Here is a 16,260-nt window from a genome sequence, read left to right on the forward strand (position 1 = left end):
CATCACCCACCTATAGAGGATGGGCGACTTCTGCCTGAATTAAGTTAAAATCGGAGATACAGAAAGTGGTTGACTGGAATCTAATTGACAAGTCGGATTATTTATCTGCAATGGAACGTAGTCCGATCAATGACTTAGAAATCAGCTATTTGATTTCTAACGCGTTGACAGATAAGATTTCCGATCGTGAACTTTATATGAAAGGAATCGATGTGAGTTATTTTTATGAAGGTTACTCTGAATATACGATTGATGATCTATAACAGAAGGAAAAAATGTTTTATGAATAAACAAAGTATGCCTGATTTTGACTAAAACAGCAAAATCAGGCGTTTTTTTATTTACGGAACCATTTTTTTAAGCCATTCAAAGGTTTTGTTTTTTGATCAACGGGCGCATTGTCAATGATCAATAACGTGATCATTACATAAGCGATCCAACTATCTCTTGAATAAAGTGTATAGCGAGATCTCCAGTTGGTGGCATATTTATCTTTGTATTCTCTTAACCCTTGGAATGAATAAAAATGTGACCCAAATTCATAAACCAAGTACGCAATCCGTTCTTGGATAAAACTTTTTCTTGAGGTCCCCACATTAGACAAAGGAGCCATACCCAAATTGAACCATTGGATATTTTCCTCCTTCATATATTCAAAAAGATGGATGAATAAATAGTCCATGCTACCGGAAGGGGCAGTCTCTGGATCATAGCGCATCAAATCAATCGTTCCGATCTTATCATTCGTATAAGTCGGCATGATCGAAGCGAAAGCGACCAACTCACCTTGATCGTTTTTGACGACTGCAATCGGTGCTCGCTGTAAATAGTCTTCTGAGAAGAAACCTAATGAGAAGCCTTTTTCTTTGCGACTGCCTAGCCAACGATCAGAAATGGTTTTAAGCTCAGCCATTTGTCGGGATGAAAATGGGGGCTGAAGTACCTCAAACGTGAATCCTTCTCGTTCGATGCGATTCAGTATCGCACGTGTGCCTTTCATTTTTTTCCCAGAAGTCGTGAAGTCGGCTAACGAAACATGGCCTTCTTCGCCCATTTTGATAAAATCATAGCCAAATTCATGAAGGATCATAACCAGTTCTTCGCTCGTTTCATAAAAGACTGGCAAGTAGCATAAGCGATCTGTTTCTGCGATAAACGCTTCGATAGCTTCTGGAAAATCTTCTTTTTTGCCTGAGGGATCGCCCATCACCACACATTTATTGTTATAACTAGCAAATTGTAACAAGACGGTTGCTTCCCCGTCTTTTTCATAGGTAAACATCCGTTTATCTTTCAAAAATATCAGTTGACTATCTGAATTACCGCCGTAAGTTTCTAAAATCGTAGTGGCGACCGCTTCATCTAACTCTTGTCCAACTTGTGCTTTTTTACCTTGGAGATAGTGGACAAATAAAATCATGATAAAGGCTACTGCTAAAATTGCCAGGAAACCAGACAACCAGATTTTTTCTGATGGAAACAGAAAAAATGAAATAAACCGATGATTACGATGTGGGAAAGTGGGCATATTATAAACACCGATCACGATATATAAAACGGTCAATGCACCTATGATCAACCCGTCGATCGTCAACCATTCCCACGAGTAGATCAATTGATCCCTGAACAATTCATTACGTGAAGCGATCACGATACCTAATAGCAATAGTAAGAAAATAATGCCAGTAGTGCTTAGATCATTCAGCCCAACATAAATTAATGAAACAAGGATCAAAAAAATGGTTGGCCAGTAGACACGCTTGACTCTGGCTGCGATGCCTCGTCCCATAATAACAAACAAGAAGCCTAACAATATGCTTGGAAATTGCATAATAAAATGCATCTTTATAGGATTGATATGATGCAACCAACGAAACTCAGTAAATGCTTGCGGGATCGTTGCTGAAAGAACCAACATGATGCCAGAAAAATACATTAAGATCACCAGGATCTTCCGAGCAATCTGGGTCGCTAATTGCTTTGGAATACCAGAGTATCGTTGGTCGATCGATACACCGACATTTTTAAAGAAGAAAACTAATCCAATGAAAAATGGAATAAAGTAATAGAAGATCCGATAAAGCAAGATCCAGATCACAACGGTTTCTTTAGGGATACCTAGAGCTGATAAACCAAAGATCATCATCACATCAAAACTACCGATTTCTCCTGGGATCATTGAGATGATCCCGATAACTGAAGCAGCGATAAATAGAGGGATTGTTTGCCATAGATCGATGGGGATCTCCATCAAATAGCCGACTGCAAGAAAGGTTCCTAAGACACCCGTCCATTCCAATAAGGAAACGAGTAACAATTGCCCTTGGGATTTAATTGAAAGACCACCAACATAGCCTTCTTTTTTGATCGTGGTAAAAATAAAAACGATGGGGAAATACAAACCACCGGCAATCAACCAAATCCAATACTGTTTAAGAAACGGAGCGACAGGAGTAAAGAAGACCATAAAAAACGAGACTAAACTATACAGAGATAAACCCGCCATCAAAAATAAAAATACTTTAGATAAAGCTTGCATGACTTGTTTGCTATCTTTTCTTTGACCGTAGAGTTCGGATCGTAAACCGATACTGACAAAGCCACCAAATCCAGCAATGTTATTAATAGTATTGATCATCCAACTTGTTTCAAATAAATATAATGGCTTTTGCTTTTGATTTAGTAACTTGTTGAAAATCAAATCATATCCAATCATGGGTAGAATAGAAATCAACCCAATCAAAAACATGACACCAATTTTCCAGAGTGGGATCGTGGAAAATGTTTGAGCTAGTTGGTCCGCAGATAACAAAGTACTGATTGTCATCAATTCACGAATAATAATTACTAATACGGAAATCAAAAAAATCGTTTTGATAAGTCTCAAGTGGCTTTTGAACCACTGAATGATTGGCTTGAACAAAAAATCACCTACTATTTTCAAATTTATTTTGTCAAGAAGTCTAAAACTTCTTGATTGAAGCGTTCTGGGTTTTGGCGAGCTAATTGGTGTCCTTGTCCTGTGACGAGAACAAATGAAGCATTAGGGATCGTTTTCGCTAAATAAAGCGAATGTTTCAGTTTGATGACATCTTTTTTACCGACGATGATCAGTGTTGGACAATTGATTTTTTCTAAATGTTCTGTCGTGAGACCAATGTCATGAAGCAATAAATCGATGACCAATAAATGCTGACGTAAATTTGGCTGGAACAGTGCGCGCAACCAAACAAAGAAATAGTGAAAAGCACTGAGTAGTCGTGAGGACCAAAGAACCCCATTCAACCGTGTATTACCCGAATTTAAAATCAAGCGGTTGACCCTATCTGGATAATTGCTTGAAAAAACTAAAGCAAGATTGGCTCCATCACTAAATCCCAAGATATTCGCTTGTGGGATTTGTTCCAGCAGCATGACTGTCAATAAATCATCTGCCATCAAACGAAAATTCAATGTTCCCGCTTGATTTGTCGATTGTCCATGCCCACGACTATCGATGAGATAAATCGTAAAGTATTGTTCTAAAACGGGCACTTGTTCTGAAAAGAAATCACCGCTCCCGTCATTTCCATGTAGTAGCAAGAGGGGAAATCCATGTCCACTTTTTTCATAATAGATGTCAGTACCATCTGCCATTTTTGCAAATTTCTTTTCTCTTTTCACATTTATCACCTACTATTTTGAATTATAACGCTCTTTATCTATTTTATAAATCGAAACTCTATAAAACGAACGATCATTTTCGTAAGGTGAAAGCGAAAATGAAACATTCATTTTTTATTAAATTAAATAAGAAAAAACAGAGAAAAAATAGCCAAGAATGAAAAGAAATAGTAAGATAAAAAAAGATGTCAAATAGCTAGGTGGGTTTGGATGAAGAAAAAAAGAAAATCAATCTTCCGTATGATCGTAAGTCTATTTGTCTTCGCGATTCTGGCAACGATTCTTTTTCTATTCGGTAGAACATATCAATCGATCAAGCGTGTCGAAAATTATCAGCCAGAGATTTCGACAGCATTAGAAAAGTATCAAATGCAAGAACATGAGAATCTAGTGAAGGCAATCATACTTACTGAATCAAGAGGAAATGGTGTCGATTTGATGCAAAGTTCGGAAAGTGCCTATGGACAGATGGGGGCGATCACGACACAAGAAGGAAGTATTGACCAAGGAGTCAAATACCTCTCAGAGATGATAGCTGAGGCGAAAGCATTAGGTTGCGATCTGGCGACAGCGATCCAAGCGTACAATTTTGGCAAAGACTATATTGCTTACGTCAACGAAAGAGGCGGGAAGAACACGGTCCGTTTAGCCGAAGAGTATTCTAGGGATGTGTTGAGTCCGCTTTTAGGCAATGACAACAAAAAAACCTATCGCTATTGGCGAATCCAGTCATTATTGTATAATGGTGGGTATTTATACCATAATGGTGGTAATATGTTTTATGCAGATGTAGTGAAGATGAACCAACAGTTTCTTGAATGGTATGAAAATATTTTTTAAGCCTGTTGGATCGAACCAACTGCAAATCAAAGCAAGACGAATAATGAATACAATGAATGGAAAGAAGGAGTGCTTGGACGAGTGGAAGAAAATCAAAAAGTAATGGAGAAAAGAGAGAATACAACGAAAGATTGGGGATTAAGATTTTTCAAAGGAATGTTTATCGGCTCAGGCTTTATCTTGCCGGGAGTGAGCGGAGGGGCTTTAGCAGCAGTATTTGGAATGTATGAGCGGCTGATTTCTTTCTTAGCACATATCACTAGAAACTTTAAAGAAAACGTCTTATTCTTTTTACCAGTCGGCCTAGGCGGTGTCACTGGCGTATTCTTGCTGTCTTTTTTAGTCAGTTTTTTACTAGGGGCCTATGAAACAACGATTTTGTGGTTCTTTGTGGGATGTATTGCTGGAACGGTGCCCGCTTTATGGAAAGAGTCAGGGAAAAAAGGCCGAAACAATGCAGATCTCATTATTATGGTTGTGACATTTATTTTAGGTTATCTTTTCTTGTTATATGGTGCTCGTTTATTCGATGGGCAAGTAGAACAAAATGTCTATACCTGGATGATGGCAGGCGGTTTGATTGGTCTCGGAATGATCGTTCCTGGATTAAGTCCATCGAATTTTTTAGTTTACATGGGACTGTATAAAGCGATGGCTGATGGATTTAAAGAAGTGCGTTTAGAAGTGATCATTCCTATTGCAATCGGTGGAATCGTTTGTGTTCTAGGTCTTTCAAAGGTAATGGACTTTATTTTCTCAAAAGCTTATAGCAAATTATTCCATTTTATTCTAGGTATTGTTTTTGCATCCACGATCATGATCATTCCTACAAATTATAGTGGTTTGGGAATTTTAGGCATTTTGGCATGCCCAGTGCTATTCATTGCTGGTGCTGCACTAGGCTGGTGGATGAGCCGTTTAGAAGAGCAGTATAAGTAAGGGAGTCACAAGAAGAAAAGTCACTTATGTTTTTTAGTCGATTGTTCAAGTCAAGGACAAATGACGATAGAGACTATCTTCGATCACCTCCAAAAGAAGCACAATATGAGATAGAAAAATAGAAAACAGATCCGCTGTTTTTTGATTTTTCTATCTTTTTTTAAAACTAAAAAAAACGAGTTGTTTTTAATCGTAGAAACAGCTAGACTAATTGAAGTGATTATTTTTGAAAGTTGGCGTGATATGGAAATGAAAGAATTAAAGGGACTTACAGAAAATGAAGTGAGTCAAAGATCTGCCTCTGGTCAGCAGAATGATTACCAAGAGGATGCAACAAAAAGTACGAAACAAATTTTCAGCGATAATATTTTAACATTATTCAATTTTTTGAACTTAGGTATAGGAATCTGTTTATTACTAGTTGGGGCTTATTCGAACATGGCTTACTTAGCCATCATTTTTGTGAATATCACCATGGGAATCTATCAGGAAATCCATGCGCGAAACCTTGTGCGACGTTTATCGATCGTCTCACAAGCGGAAGTAACCGTCATTCGTGATGGGAAAGAGCAGATGATCCCAACGAAAGAATTAGTTTTAGGCGATCTTGTGAAAATCGGTGCGGGTGAACAGATCCCCTCAGATTTACAAGTGATCAGTGGACGGGCAGAGGCAAATGAAGCCTTACTGACTGGTGAATCAGATTTGATCGTCAAAGAGTCAGGGGCTGAATTACTTTCAGGTAGTTACCTTACTAGTGGCTCTGTGTTTGCTACAGTTATCCGTGTTGGAGCAGATAATTATGCTGTCCGCTTGACCAACGAAGCAAAAACACACAAAGAAATTCGCTCGGAACTTGTGGAATCAATCCGCAAAGTATCGAAGTTTACAAGTTTTGTGATCATTCCTTTAGGGATCATCTTATTTTTGGAAGCTTTGTTCATTCGAAATGCATCGATCCAACTATCAGTCGTTGCTTCTGCGGCAGCCTTATTGGGAATGTTACCAAAAGGATTAGTGTTATTAATCAGTATTGCTTTGACGACTGGTGTAACGAAACTAGCGAAAAAACGGATCTTGGTCCAAGATATGTACTCCATTGAAACACTGGCACATGTAGATACATTATGTCTTGATAAAACAGGGACGATCACCGAAGGGAAAATGAGCATCCAACGAGTTGAACCTTTAAATGATGCTTACGAAAAGATGATTCCTACCATTATGGGCACATATTTAGCTGAAAGTAGCGATAACAATGTCACGATGCGCGCGTTGAGAGAGTATTTCGAGATTTCTAATCGCTATGATGTCGGAGAAAAATTAGCCTTTTCATCTGACCGTAAATGGGGCGCAATGGAATTTCCTGAACTAGGTGTGGTCTATGTTGGTGCTCCTGAACGGTTAGTGCCAGAAAATCGGCTGCCAGAGAGTTTAGTTGAAGCCCAAGCAAACGGATTTCGTGTATTAATGTTAGGACTTGCTCCTAATCAAACGTTGTCTTCAGGTGATCCTCAAGGGGTAGAACCGATCGCTTTGTTTGAGATCGATGATCCTATCCGAAAGAACGCGCAAGAAACCTTAGCTTATCTGCACGAAGAAGGGGTAGACTTGAAAGTGATTTCTGGAGACAATCCTTTTACAGTCTCAAATATTGCGCGACGTGCGGGACTGCCAAACTATCAGTCTTATGTTGATCTTTCCGATTTGACGGAAGAAGCAGAAGTCAGAAAAGCTGCTCATCAATATACAGTTTTTGGGCGAGTGAGTCCGCAACAAAAGAAACTCTTAGTCAATGAACTGAAAGCAAGTGGACGAACAGTTGCTATGACTGGGGATGGCGTGAACGATGTATTGGCTTTACGTGAGGCCGACTGTAGTATCGCTATGGCAGAAGGAGACGGAGCCACACGACAAATTGCTAACCTTGTCTTGTTGGATTCTGATTTTACGACATTGCCCGAAGTATTGTTTGAAGGGCGCCGAGTCGTGAATAACGTGACGAAAGTTTCTGGCATCTTCTTTATTAAAACGATCTACTCATTTATTTTATCGATTCTATGTGCAGTGACGGCTATTGGATTTCCTTTTATCCCGATCCAGATCACATTGATCGACCTTGCCATCGAAGGGTATCCATCTTTCTTCTTATCATTTGAGAATGACAAACGAAAAGTCGATTATCGCTATCTACCAACTGCGCTAGTCAATGCGTTACCTAATGCATTACTTGTTGCTTTCAATACCGTTGCAATTTATTTGATCGGTCATAGTCAAGGTTGGGCTGCTAGTGAAACAACGACCTTGATGTATTATTTATTGATCGGTATCAGCTGTCTGGCAGTGATCAAAGCCTGCTTGCCATTCAATCCACTACGGATTTTCTTAGCAGTCACCACAGTGGTCGGTATTTATGTTGCTGCGATGCTTTTCCATCATTTATTAGAAGTCAATCTTGGATTAGGGAATACTTGGCCTTACTTTGTTGGCTTTATGCTTTTGAATGTGCTATTACGTTTAGGTTATTGGAAATTAGGCATACAAAACAAATTATTGGATAAAGTAAATGCAAATAAAACTCCTCATACTCATGTGGAAGAAAATGTCATATAATCCAGTATCTATCACTTGAAAAAGTATAGGATTATGGTACAATGAAACATGTATAATTGTGTCCTTTAAAATCGCACTGATTTTCGTTAGTGCGATTTTTTACCGGTTATTCTCCTGAAATGTCTTGTCGCTGAGTATGAGATATCAACTAATGCAGGGGGTGAGAATATGGCTCAAAGGATCCCTCAAGAAACCATTGAGACGATTCGTAATCAAACGAATATCGTTGAGGTGATTGGGCAATATGTCCAGTTGAAAAAATCCGGGAAAAACTATTTAGGTCTCTGCCCTTTTCACGAAGAACGCACACCTTCATTTTCGGTTGCGGAAGATAAGCAGATTTTCCATTGCTTTGGTTGTGGAAAAGGCGGGAATGTCTTTACGTTTCTTCAAGAATTGGAAGGTTTGTCTTTTCCAGAAGCAGTGGTCAAGGTCGCTGATTTAGAACAGATCCAGCTCGAAGATCAGTGGCGACAACAAACGCTGACTGCTCAAACTGGAGATTCAGCTACCGGTAAACTGATCGCGGCTCATGAAAAAGCAGTAGAAGTTTATCATCACATGTTGTTGCACACAAAAGTAGGTGAGCCAGCGTTAAATTATTTACTCGAACGCGGTCTGACCACCGAGTTGATCGAAGAATTCAAGATCGGTTTTTCGCCAAATGAACGCTCATTTTTACAACAAGTATTCCAAAATGAAGACTATTCTGAGGAAGTATTCCAGCAGTCCGGCTTGTTTGTGACCCATGATGATGGACGGATGTCGGATCGTTTTTATCAACGGATCATGTTTCCTCTTCGTAATGGTCAAGGTCGGACGATCGGGTTTTCTGGTCGTTACTTGGCTGGTGAACACGATACAAAAGATCAACCAAAATATTTGAACAGTCCTGAAACGGATCTGTTCAACAAAAGACAAGTCTTATTCAACTTAGACAAAGCACGTAGTGAGATCCGCAAGTCGGGTGAAATCTTACTATTCGAAGGGTTTATGGATGTTATCGCTGCATGGCAAGCGGGTGTCAAGACTGGGTTAGCCTCCATGGGAACAAGTCTCACGACTCAACAGATCCAGCAGATGGAAAAACTGACAAAAGAATTAGTGTTTTGTTATGATGGTGACCGTGCGGGAGTAGAAGCTACGAACCGAGGCATCGAGCTATTGCGTCAAAATAGTCGAATGCAATTATCTGTCGTAGCGATCCCAGAAAAACTCGATCCAGATGAGTACTTGAGAAAGTATGGGGAAGAGGCTTTTCAAGAATTAGTTTTACACGGACGAGAAACCATTTTTGCTTTTAAATCGCGTTATTTGAAGCAAGAAAAAAATCTGGAAAATGAAAAAGATAAAATTGAATATCTTGAAGCGGTACTAAGTGAATTGAGTAAAGTTGTTTCGCCAATCGAACAAGACATGTATTTAACGCAGTTATCAGCAGAATTTCAGCTGAGTCGAGAAACGATGCAAAAACAAATACGTGATCTGCGCCGAAAGAATCAACCAACCAAGCAAGAACAAGCTCAACCAACGACAGAGCAGGTGTCCGTAAAATCTGGAACGATCAGACAAAAACGTCCACTATCTCAGGTTGAAAAAGCAGAACAAATGCTATTGTATCGCGCGTTCAAAGAACTTGCTGTGCGTAATCTACTCAAGGAACAAGGCGTTCAATTTATTCATGATACTTATGCAGAAATCTATTTTTTATTTGATGCGTTTGTATCTCAAAATGGAGAATTCAAACTTGCGGAGTTTTTAGACTTCTTGCAAGATGAAAATTTAAGGCGGATAGTGGTTGAGATCGAATACATGCGAATGGCGGAAGAAAGTACGCCGCGTGAGATCCAAGACTTACTGAGAGTGATCAGTAAATCGGGCTTAGCTGAAGAAATCATAACAAAAAAACAGATGCAGCAAGAAGCACGACGTACCGGGAACAAACAGTTAGAATTGGAATTGACGATTGAGATCATTAATTTAACGAAACAGTTAAAACAAGCCGAATAGCTACTTAAAGGGGGCCTTCTTTTATGGCAAATGGAACAGATGTTAAAAAATATGAAGCAGCAGTGGCAGCGTTCATTAAAGAAAATAAACCAAAAGGGCAAGTGATTTATGATGATCTATCAAATAAACTTGCGACACCATTCACTTTAAATGCAGATGAGATGGATAAGTTGATCCAAAAAGTAGAGGACGCAGGTATCAGCGTCGTTGACGAAAATGGTGAACCATCGATCCACAGTCTGAAAAGTGCTGAGAAAAAAGCAGAACAAGCTAAAACAGAAGATCTTTCTGCACCAACAGGCGTCAAAATCAATGATCCTGTTCGGATGTACCTCAAAGAAATTGGCCGCGTCTCCCTTTTAACTGCAGAAGAAGAAGTAGCATTAGCATTGAAGATCGAAGAAGGTGACCAAGAAGCGAAACAACGCTTGGCTGAAGCCAACCTTCGTTTAGTTGTAAGTATTGCCAAAAGATATGTGGGTCGTGGGATGCAATTTTTAGATTTGATCCAAGAAGGAAATATGGGATTGATGAAAGCTGTTGAAAAATTTGACTACCGTAAAGGGTTCAAATTTTCTACCTACGCAACTTGGTGGATCCGTCAAGCGATCACACGTGCAATTGCTGACCAAGCCCGCACGATTCGTATTCCAGTGCATATGGTAGAAACCATTAATAAATTGATCCGTATCCAACGTCAATTACTACAAGACTTAGGAAGAGAACCAACGCCTGAAGAAATCGGTGCTGAAATGGATCTTCCTACAGAAAAAGTACGCGAAATCTTAAAAATCGCTCAAGAACCTGTCTCATTAGAAACACCGATCGGTGAAGAAGATGATTCGCATTTAGGTGATTTTATCGAGGACCAAGAAGCAACTAGTCCTGCGGAACATGCAGCGTATGAATTACTGAAAGAGCAATTAGAAGATGTCTTAGATACTTTGACAGATCGTGAAGAAAACGTCTTACGTTTGCGTTTTGGCTTAGATGATGGCCGTACACGTACGTTGGAAGAAGTAGGTAAAGTCTTCGGCGTGACTCGTGAACGTATTCGACAAATCGAAGCAAAAGCATTAAGAAAACTTCGCCACCCATCACGCTCAAAACAATTGAAAGATTTCTTGGAATAATCAAGAAATAATTTTTTAAACAAAAAAACAGATCATTTTTCTTGAATGATAGAAAACCCTCAAAGTAGGAGATCTCTCCAGCTATTGAGGGTTTGTTTTTTATCAAATGATTCAACTGGTTTTCAACAAAGGATCGTTTAAACAGAGTAGTTCATTACGGTCGTTATTTATTTTTTACTGAAGGACTTATTTGTTTTTTTATAAAATCCTTAGGATATCCTATTGGCGTGTGGATTAGATTATGGTAGATTTAATGGTAGCGAAAACCTAGTAAAGGAGCCGATCGCTAAGTGATAAAAAAATGTCCAAAATGTGGATCAGAAAAAATCAAAGATCAATCAAAATGTCCAGAATGTGACTTTGAACCACAACAAGATGAACTAACACAATTACCGCAAACAGATGACAATCAATCATTAGACGAAACAGCTGAGGAAGTTTATCCAGACAGTATCGTGAATGATCCAATCGAATGGTCAGAACTAAAAGATCTACCATTGGAATCTGTCATGGAGTTGTTTGACTCAAGTGACACGAGCACTGAGTCAAAGGATGATCAAGTAGATAAAAAAGAAAATACCAATCTTGACAAAGAAAAAACAGAGACAGATCACTCTGCTACCTCTGAGCAAAGAGAAAAAGCGCAGCAGAAAAAACGAGTAGCTGAATTAAAAGAAGCAGTAAACAATGAAGAAGAAAATTCCATTCTAGCTGCTTACATCAAGGCGCATCGTGAAGATACGACTGAAGAACACGCAAAAGAGCTGCTTCGAATGATCGAAACGGCGGCAGCAACGGGTGAGGATTCAGTCGACATTCGCTTGTCGGAAAATACAACGGAGCAAGTTTCTCCTGAAAAATCTCAAGAGGATGCAATGAAAGAGTCACCAGTGGAAAAACCAACAGAAGAAACGATCATTGAAGATACTGTGGTCGAAGATTCTTCAACAAGTACAGAAGAACAAGTAGACGTAATTACAAATATAGAAGAAACTGCCCCAGTTTCTACGGAAGAACCTGTAGAGCCGACTGAACCGATCGAAGAGGAAAGTTCTAAGGTTGAGAGTACGAAAGCTGCTTCAACAGATGCACCGCAACCAAAAGAAGCTCCTGAAACAACTGAACTGGTGGAAACACAGCCGGAACAGACAAAGGTTGAGGAACAAGAAACAAGCAATGCGTCCATCAAAAAAGAAGAATTGCCAAATGATCGAGGATCAAAGAAATCCAAAAAAAGATTATACCTGACGAGTGCGGCAGTGCTTTTACTTGGTGCAGGTGGTTGGATGTATTATGATCATCAGCAAAAAGTCCAAGCAGAAATCGCTGCTGAAACCCAACGTAAACAAGATAAAATGGCTGATTTACAATCAGATTTAGCTGCGTTTTATTTAGATGATGATGAACAGTTCATTCGTACAAGTATGATCAATCAAGACTTGTCAAAATTAAGGGCATCATTGAATGAGGTCAAAGATGAAAAAGGTTATGCAGATCTGGAAAAAACCTTTGAAGATATCCAATCAAAGATCAAACAGATCCAAACGGTCAATGAATGGTTTGTTACACCAGTTATCGCAGATGATCAATTGATTGCAGAACCCAAATTGAAAGCTGACCAAGCAATCCAAAGTTTTGAAACAGAAGATACAGCATTTGGTCAATTGATCGACAAAGCGACAGATGAAGCAACCAAACAGTATCAACAACTTCAAACAGCAAAAGAAAAAACTGCTGTGATCTATGCAGATGGTCAAGTAAAAGATTCAGCAACGAAAGAGCAGTACGAGACAGCAAAAGTAGAAGTGGCGAAAGTAAAAAATGCAGAATTAGTCAAAGCACTTGCGACTGAATTGGATAAAGTCGATGAAGCTTTGACGAAAAAAGAAGAAGCGAAGAAAGCAGAAGAGGCGAAGAAAGCCGAAGAAGCGAAGAAAGCCGAAGAAGCGAAACAAGCGCAGGCACAGGCTGAAGCACAAGCACAAGCAGAGGCAGCTGCTCAACAAACTGAGTCGACACAGACAACGCCAGCGACAAATTCCGCAAACCGTCCAATCATGGAAACAAGAGCCAGTGATGTCGCAGATGCATCTAATCCTGCTTGGGATTGGGCGCCAGGAGTCAAAGAAAGTGTGATCGCAACAAGTATTGCACGAGGATATATCGTTGAAGGTGGTTATCGATTAGAGAAAGCTCGCATCGAAAACGGTGAAGGTTACTACAACCTTTATGCGACTTCAACTAAATCGTCATTGATGAGTGGCATCGGCGAAAGTGCACTACCATTTTATATCGTCACGATCAATTGTAAAACTGGTTGGTTTGGTGGGAACGGTAGCAACTAGATGAGTGTTAGTTTGCTTTAGTATGACATAGAGTTCTATCAACCTAATTTACTATTCCCTCAAAGCGAAACAACAATGGTCCACAAACAATTTTTCTTTCTATCATAACGTCAAGAATAGGCCTTAGAATCCAAAAATATGAGGATATTTTCGGGTTTTATGGCCTATTTCAGTTGAACGCTTGCGTCTCAACCTTTTATAGAGAATCTCTATCCATAAACATGTCGTTATGTTATGATAGCAAAGAAATGTTGGAATACAAAGGCCTTTTAGAAAAGGAGAAAAAGATGAACGAATTATTAGCAAATGTCTTTACCGCAATGGTGATTGACGAAAATGAAAAAAATTATTTTGTCCAGAAAAATGGACAAACTTTCCGTTTAAGTAAAGAGGAAGGGGAGCATACGATCGGCGAAGCAGTCGAAGGGTTTGGTTACCAGAATCAAAAACAAGAAAATCGTTTTACAACGGTGATCCCGAAGAGTCGCATCGGACATTATGCCTTTGGAACAGTCACTTCTTCAAGAAAAGATCTAGGTGTCTTTGTTGATATTGGTTTACCGGATAAAGATTTTGTTGTTTCACTGGATGAGCTACCTACAATGACTGAGTTGTGGCCTAAAAAAGGTGATCAGTTGATGATCGCTTTACGTGTCGACGCGAAAGATCGCATTTGGGGAAGTTTAGCAGAAGAAAGAATCTTCAAATCACTAAGTAAGCAAGGTTCAGAAGAATTGAAAAATAAAAACATCTCAGGAATCGCTTATCGTTTGAAGCTGACGGGAACGTATTTGCTGACGGATGATTTTTATATTGGGTTCATCCATCCTTCAGAACGTTACCGCGAACCACGTTTAGGTGAAAAAGTAGAAGGACGCGTAGTTGGGGCTAGACCTGATGGTGTGTTGAATATCTCTTTGAAACCACGTGCACATGAAACGATTTCTGATGATGCACAAATGATCTTAACGATTTTAGAACGTTCGGCAGATCAACAAATCGCATTCACTGACAAATCAGATCCAGATGAGATCATGCGTGCGTTTGGAATCAGTAAAGGAGCATTTAAGCGTGCGATTGGTAATTTATTGAAACAAGGATTGATCAAACAAGAGGATGGCGTGACGAAATTAGCAAAAAAATCTAATTGAGAATGACTTGCATGTTTTTCTCGTCTAGCTTATAATAATTTTAATCTAGAACGGTTGATTAGATATCTTAATTATAATCATTATAAATTGTTGGGGTTGAGAAAAATGGGCATGAATACAATGTCAGTAATGAAAAAAACAAAACAGCAGCTACATGAATCTGGGTTTAAACTGACCCCACAACGCGAAGCAACCTTGCTCGTCCTCTTAGAGAACGAAAAAGAACACTTGTCAGCAGAAGAAGTTTTCTTTCTAGTCAAAAAGAAAAACTCTGAGATTGGTTTGGCCACCGTTTATCGGACGTTGGAGATTCTAACGGATCTAAAAGTCATCGACAAAGTCAGCTTCAATGATGGTGTGGCTCGGTATGATCTGCGAAAAGAAGGAGCCAAACATTTTCATCATCATCTCCTGTGCTTAGATTGTGGAACGATCGAGGAAGTCGAAGAAGATCTGCTAAGTGAAGTTGAACAAGTGATCGAACAGCGTTACCACTTTTTTGTCAAAGATCATCGTTTGACCTTTCATGGTATCTGCCAAGAATGCTATAATAAGAAAAAAGAAAGAAAGACCGTCTGAATTGATAGACGGCTTTTTCTTTGAAGTGTCTACGAAAAAATAGACTACCGAAACCAAAGGCTATCTGATATGATAAAGAAGCATGAGGTGAGAATGATGGAAGAAGAAATCAATGAATATCTTCGCTATTTAAGTATCGAGCGTGGATTATCGTTCAATACTCGAAAAAGTTATGAACGAGACTTGAATCAATACTTGCACTATCTGAAAGAACACGAGATAACCTCTTGGCAAACAATTGATCGATTTGTCGTCATCCAATACTTAGAAACGTTGCATGCGGAAAATAAGGCTTCTGCAACGATTACACGTATGATCACAAGTTTAAGAAAATTCCATCAATTTTTGCGACAAGAACGGTATACAGAACAAGATCCAATGCAACATATCGAGACACCGAAGAAAGCCCAAAAGTTGCCAAGTACGTTGTCTTTAAAGGAAGTAGAACGACTGATCGAAACACCTGATACATCGAAAAATTTAGGGATCAGAGATCGCGCTATTTTAGAAGTCATGTATGCAACAGGGATGCGTGTGAGTGAGTTAGTCGGACTGAAGTTAGGCGATTTGCACTTGTCTTTAGGGCTGGTCCAAACCTTAGGTAAAGGAGATAAAGAACGAATCATCCCTTTAGGCGATTATGCGATTCAATGGTTAGAACGTTATTTGGATGAGGTTCGTCCTTTACTAGTCAAAAATCCATCTGAAACCCACGTTTTTTTGAATCATCATGGTTCAGGTCTCTCTCGACAAGGAATATGGAAGAATTTAAAACAACTTGTTCGAGAAGCAGGGATCTATAAAGACGTGACCCCTCATACATTGAGGCATAGTTTTGCGACACATTTACTAGAGAATGGGGCGGATTTACGTACCGTTCAAGAACTATTAGGTCATGCAGATATTTCAACGACACAGATCTATACACATATCACGAAAAAAAGAATGACAGATGTCTACAAGCAGCATTTCCCAAGGGCTTAGTTT

General features: G+C 39.3%; 11 protein-coding genes and 1 pseudogene. 10 read left to right on the forward strand and 2 right to left on the reverse strand.

Annotated features, from left to right (window positions below; genetic code table 11):
* Positions 1 to 44: 44 nt before the first annotated feature.
* Positions 45 to 263, forward strand: a pseudogene (locus IGJ19_RS05170) (protein adenylyltransferase Fic); the annotation flags it as partial.
* A 74-nt stretch (positions 264 to 337) separates the two neighbouring features.
* Here the strand turns inward: IGJ19_RS05170 and mprF are convergent.
* Together mprF and IGJ19_RS05180 are read right to left on the reverse strand one after the other, a co-directional pair.
* Positions 338 to 2,923: a bifunctional lysylphosphatidylglycerol flippase/synthetase MprF gene (gene mprF / locus IGJ19_RS05175; protein WP_430604457.1), complete on the reverse strand. Its 2,586-nt coding sequence runs from the start codon at positions 2,921 to 2,923 to the stop codon at positions 338 to 340.
* A 23-nt stretch (positions 2,924 to 2,946) separates the two neighbouring features.
* Positions 2,947 to 3,663 (reverse strand): alpha/beta fold hydrolase, encoded by a 717-nt coding sequence (locus IGJ19_RS05180; protein WP_142433592.1) that lies wholly within the window; start codon positions 3,661 to 3,663, stop codon positions 2,947 to 2,949.
* Between the two features lie 210 nt (positions 3,664 to 3,873).
* Here IGJ19_RS05180 and IGJ19_RS05185 point away from each other — a divergent pair, with 210 nt between their 5' ends.
* The 9 genes from IGJ19_RS05185 to xerD all read left to right on the forward strand — a co-directional run bounded on the left by IGJ19_RS05185 (position 3,874) and on the right by xerD (position 16,257).
* Positions 3,874 to 4,503, forward strand: a complete 630-nt coding sequence (locus IGJ19_RS05185; protein ID WP_115357498.1) for a lysozyme family protein — start codon at positions 3,874 to 3,876, stop codon at positions 4,501 to 4,503.
* 102 nt (positions 4,504 to 4,605) lie between these two features.
* Positions 4,606 to 5,442 carry a DUF368 domain-containing protein gene (locus tag IGJ19_RS05190; protein ID WP_375148320.1) on the forward strand — a complete coding sequence of 279 codons (837 nt, stop codon included), beginning with the start codon at positions 4,606 to 4,608 and terminating at the stop codon, positions 5,440 to 5,442.
* Positions 5,443 to 5,685: 243 nt separating this feature from the next.
* Positions 5,686 to 8,055 (forward strand): cation-translocating P-type ATPase, encoded by a 2,370-nt coding sequence (locus tag IGJ19_RS05195; RefSeq protein ID WP_185953877.1) that lies wholly within the window; start codon positions 5,686 to 5,688, stop codon positions 8,053 to 8,055.
* A 168-nt stretch (positions 8,056 to 8,223) separates the two neighbouring features.
* A complete protein-coding gene (gene dnaG, locus IGJ19_RS05200; RefSeq protein WP_430604458.1) occupies positions 8,224 to 10,065 on the forward strand; it encodes a DNA primase in 1,842 nt (613 codons plus the stop codon).
* 23 nt (positions 10,066 to 10,088) lie between these two features.
* A complete protein-coding gene (gene rpoD, locus IGJ19_RS05205) occupies positions 10,089 to 11,198 on the forward strand; it encodes an RNA polymerase sigma factor RpoD (protein WP_010735787.1) in 1,110 nt (369 codons plus the stop codon).
* 290 nt (positions 11,199 to 11,488) lie between these two features.
* Complete coding sequence (locus IGJ19_RS05210; RefSeq protein ID WP_430604459.1) at positions 11,489 to 13,543, forward strand: cell division site-positioning protein MapZ family protein; 2,055 nt, start codon at positions 11,489 to 11,491, stop codon at positions 13,541 to 13,543.
* A gap of 287 nt (positions 13,544 to 13,830) precedes the next feature.
* Positions 13,831 to 14,694, forward strand: a complete 864-nt coding sequence (locus tag IGJ19_RS05215; protein ID WP_071866351.1) for a CvfB family protein — start codon at positions 13,831 to 13,833, stop codon at positions 14,692 to 14,694.
* A 105-nt stretch (positions 14,695 to 14,799) separates the two neighbouring features.
* A complete protein-coding gene (locus IGJ19_RS05220) occupies positions 14,800 to 15,273 on the forward strand; it encodes a Fur family transcriptional regulator (protein WP_023519469.1) in 474 nt (157 codons plus the stop codon).
* Between the two features lie 96 nt (positions 15,274 to 15,369).
* Positions 15,370 to 16,257: a site-specific tyrosine recombinase XerD gene (xerD, locus tag IGJ19_RS05225; RefSeq protein WP_071866352.1), complete on the forward strand. Its 888-nt coding sequence runs from the start codon at positions 15,370 to 15,372 to the stop codon at positions 16,255 to 16,257.
* Positions 16,258 to 16,260: the final 3 nt, after the last annotated feature.

Source organism: Enterococcus sp. DIV1368b (assembly GCF_050529595.1).
GTDB lineage: Bacteria > Bacillota > Bacilli > Lactobacillales > Enterococcaceae > Enterococcus_B > Enterococcus_B mundtii.

Coding starts and splice junctions, on each gene's coding strand:
- IGJ19_RS05185 (WP_115357498.1), top strand. CDS start 3,874: ATGAAGAAAAAAAGAAAATCAATCTTCCGTATGATCGTAAGTCTATTT.
- IGJ19_RS05190 (WP_375148320.1), top strand. CDS start 4,606: ATGGAGAAAAGAGAGAATACAACGAAAGATTGGGGATTAAGATTTTTC.
- IGJ19_RS05195 (WP_185953877.1), top strand. CDS start 5,686: ATGGAAATGAAAGAATTAAAGGGACTTACAGAAAATGAAGTGAGTCAA.
- dnaG (WP_430604458.1), top strand. CDS start 8,224: ATGGCTCAAAGGATCCCTCAAGAAACCATTGAGACGATTCGTAATCAA.
- rpoD (WP_010735787.1), top strand. CDS start 10,089: ATGGCAAATGGAACAGATGTTAAAAAATATGAAGCAGCAGTGGCAGCG.
- IGJ19_RS05215 (WP_071866351.1), top strand. CDS start 13,831: ATGAACGAATTATTAGCAAATGTCTTTACCGCAATGGTGATTGACGAA.
- IGJ19_RS05220 (WP_023519469.1), top strand. CDS start 14,800: ATGGGCATGAATACAATGTCAGTAATGAAAAAAACAAAACAGCAGCTA.
- xerD (WP_071866352.1), top strand. CDS start 15,370: ATGGAAGAAGAAATCAATGAATATCTTCGCTATTTAAGTATCGAGCGT.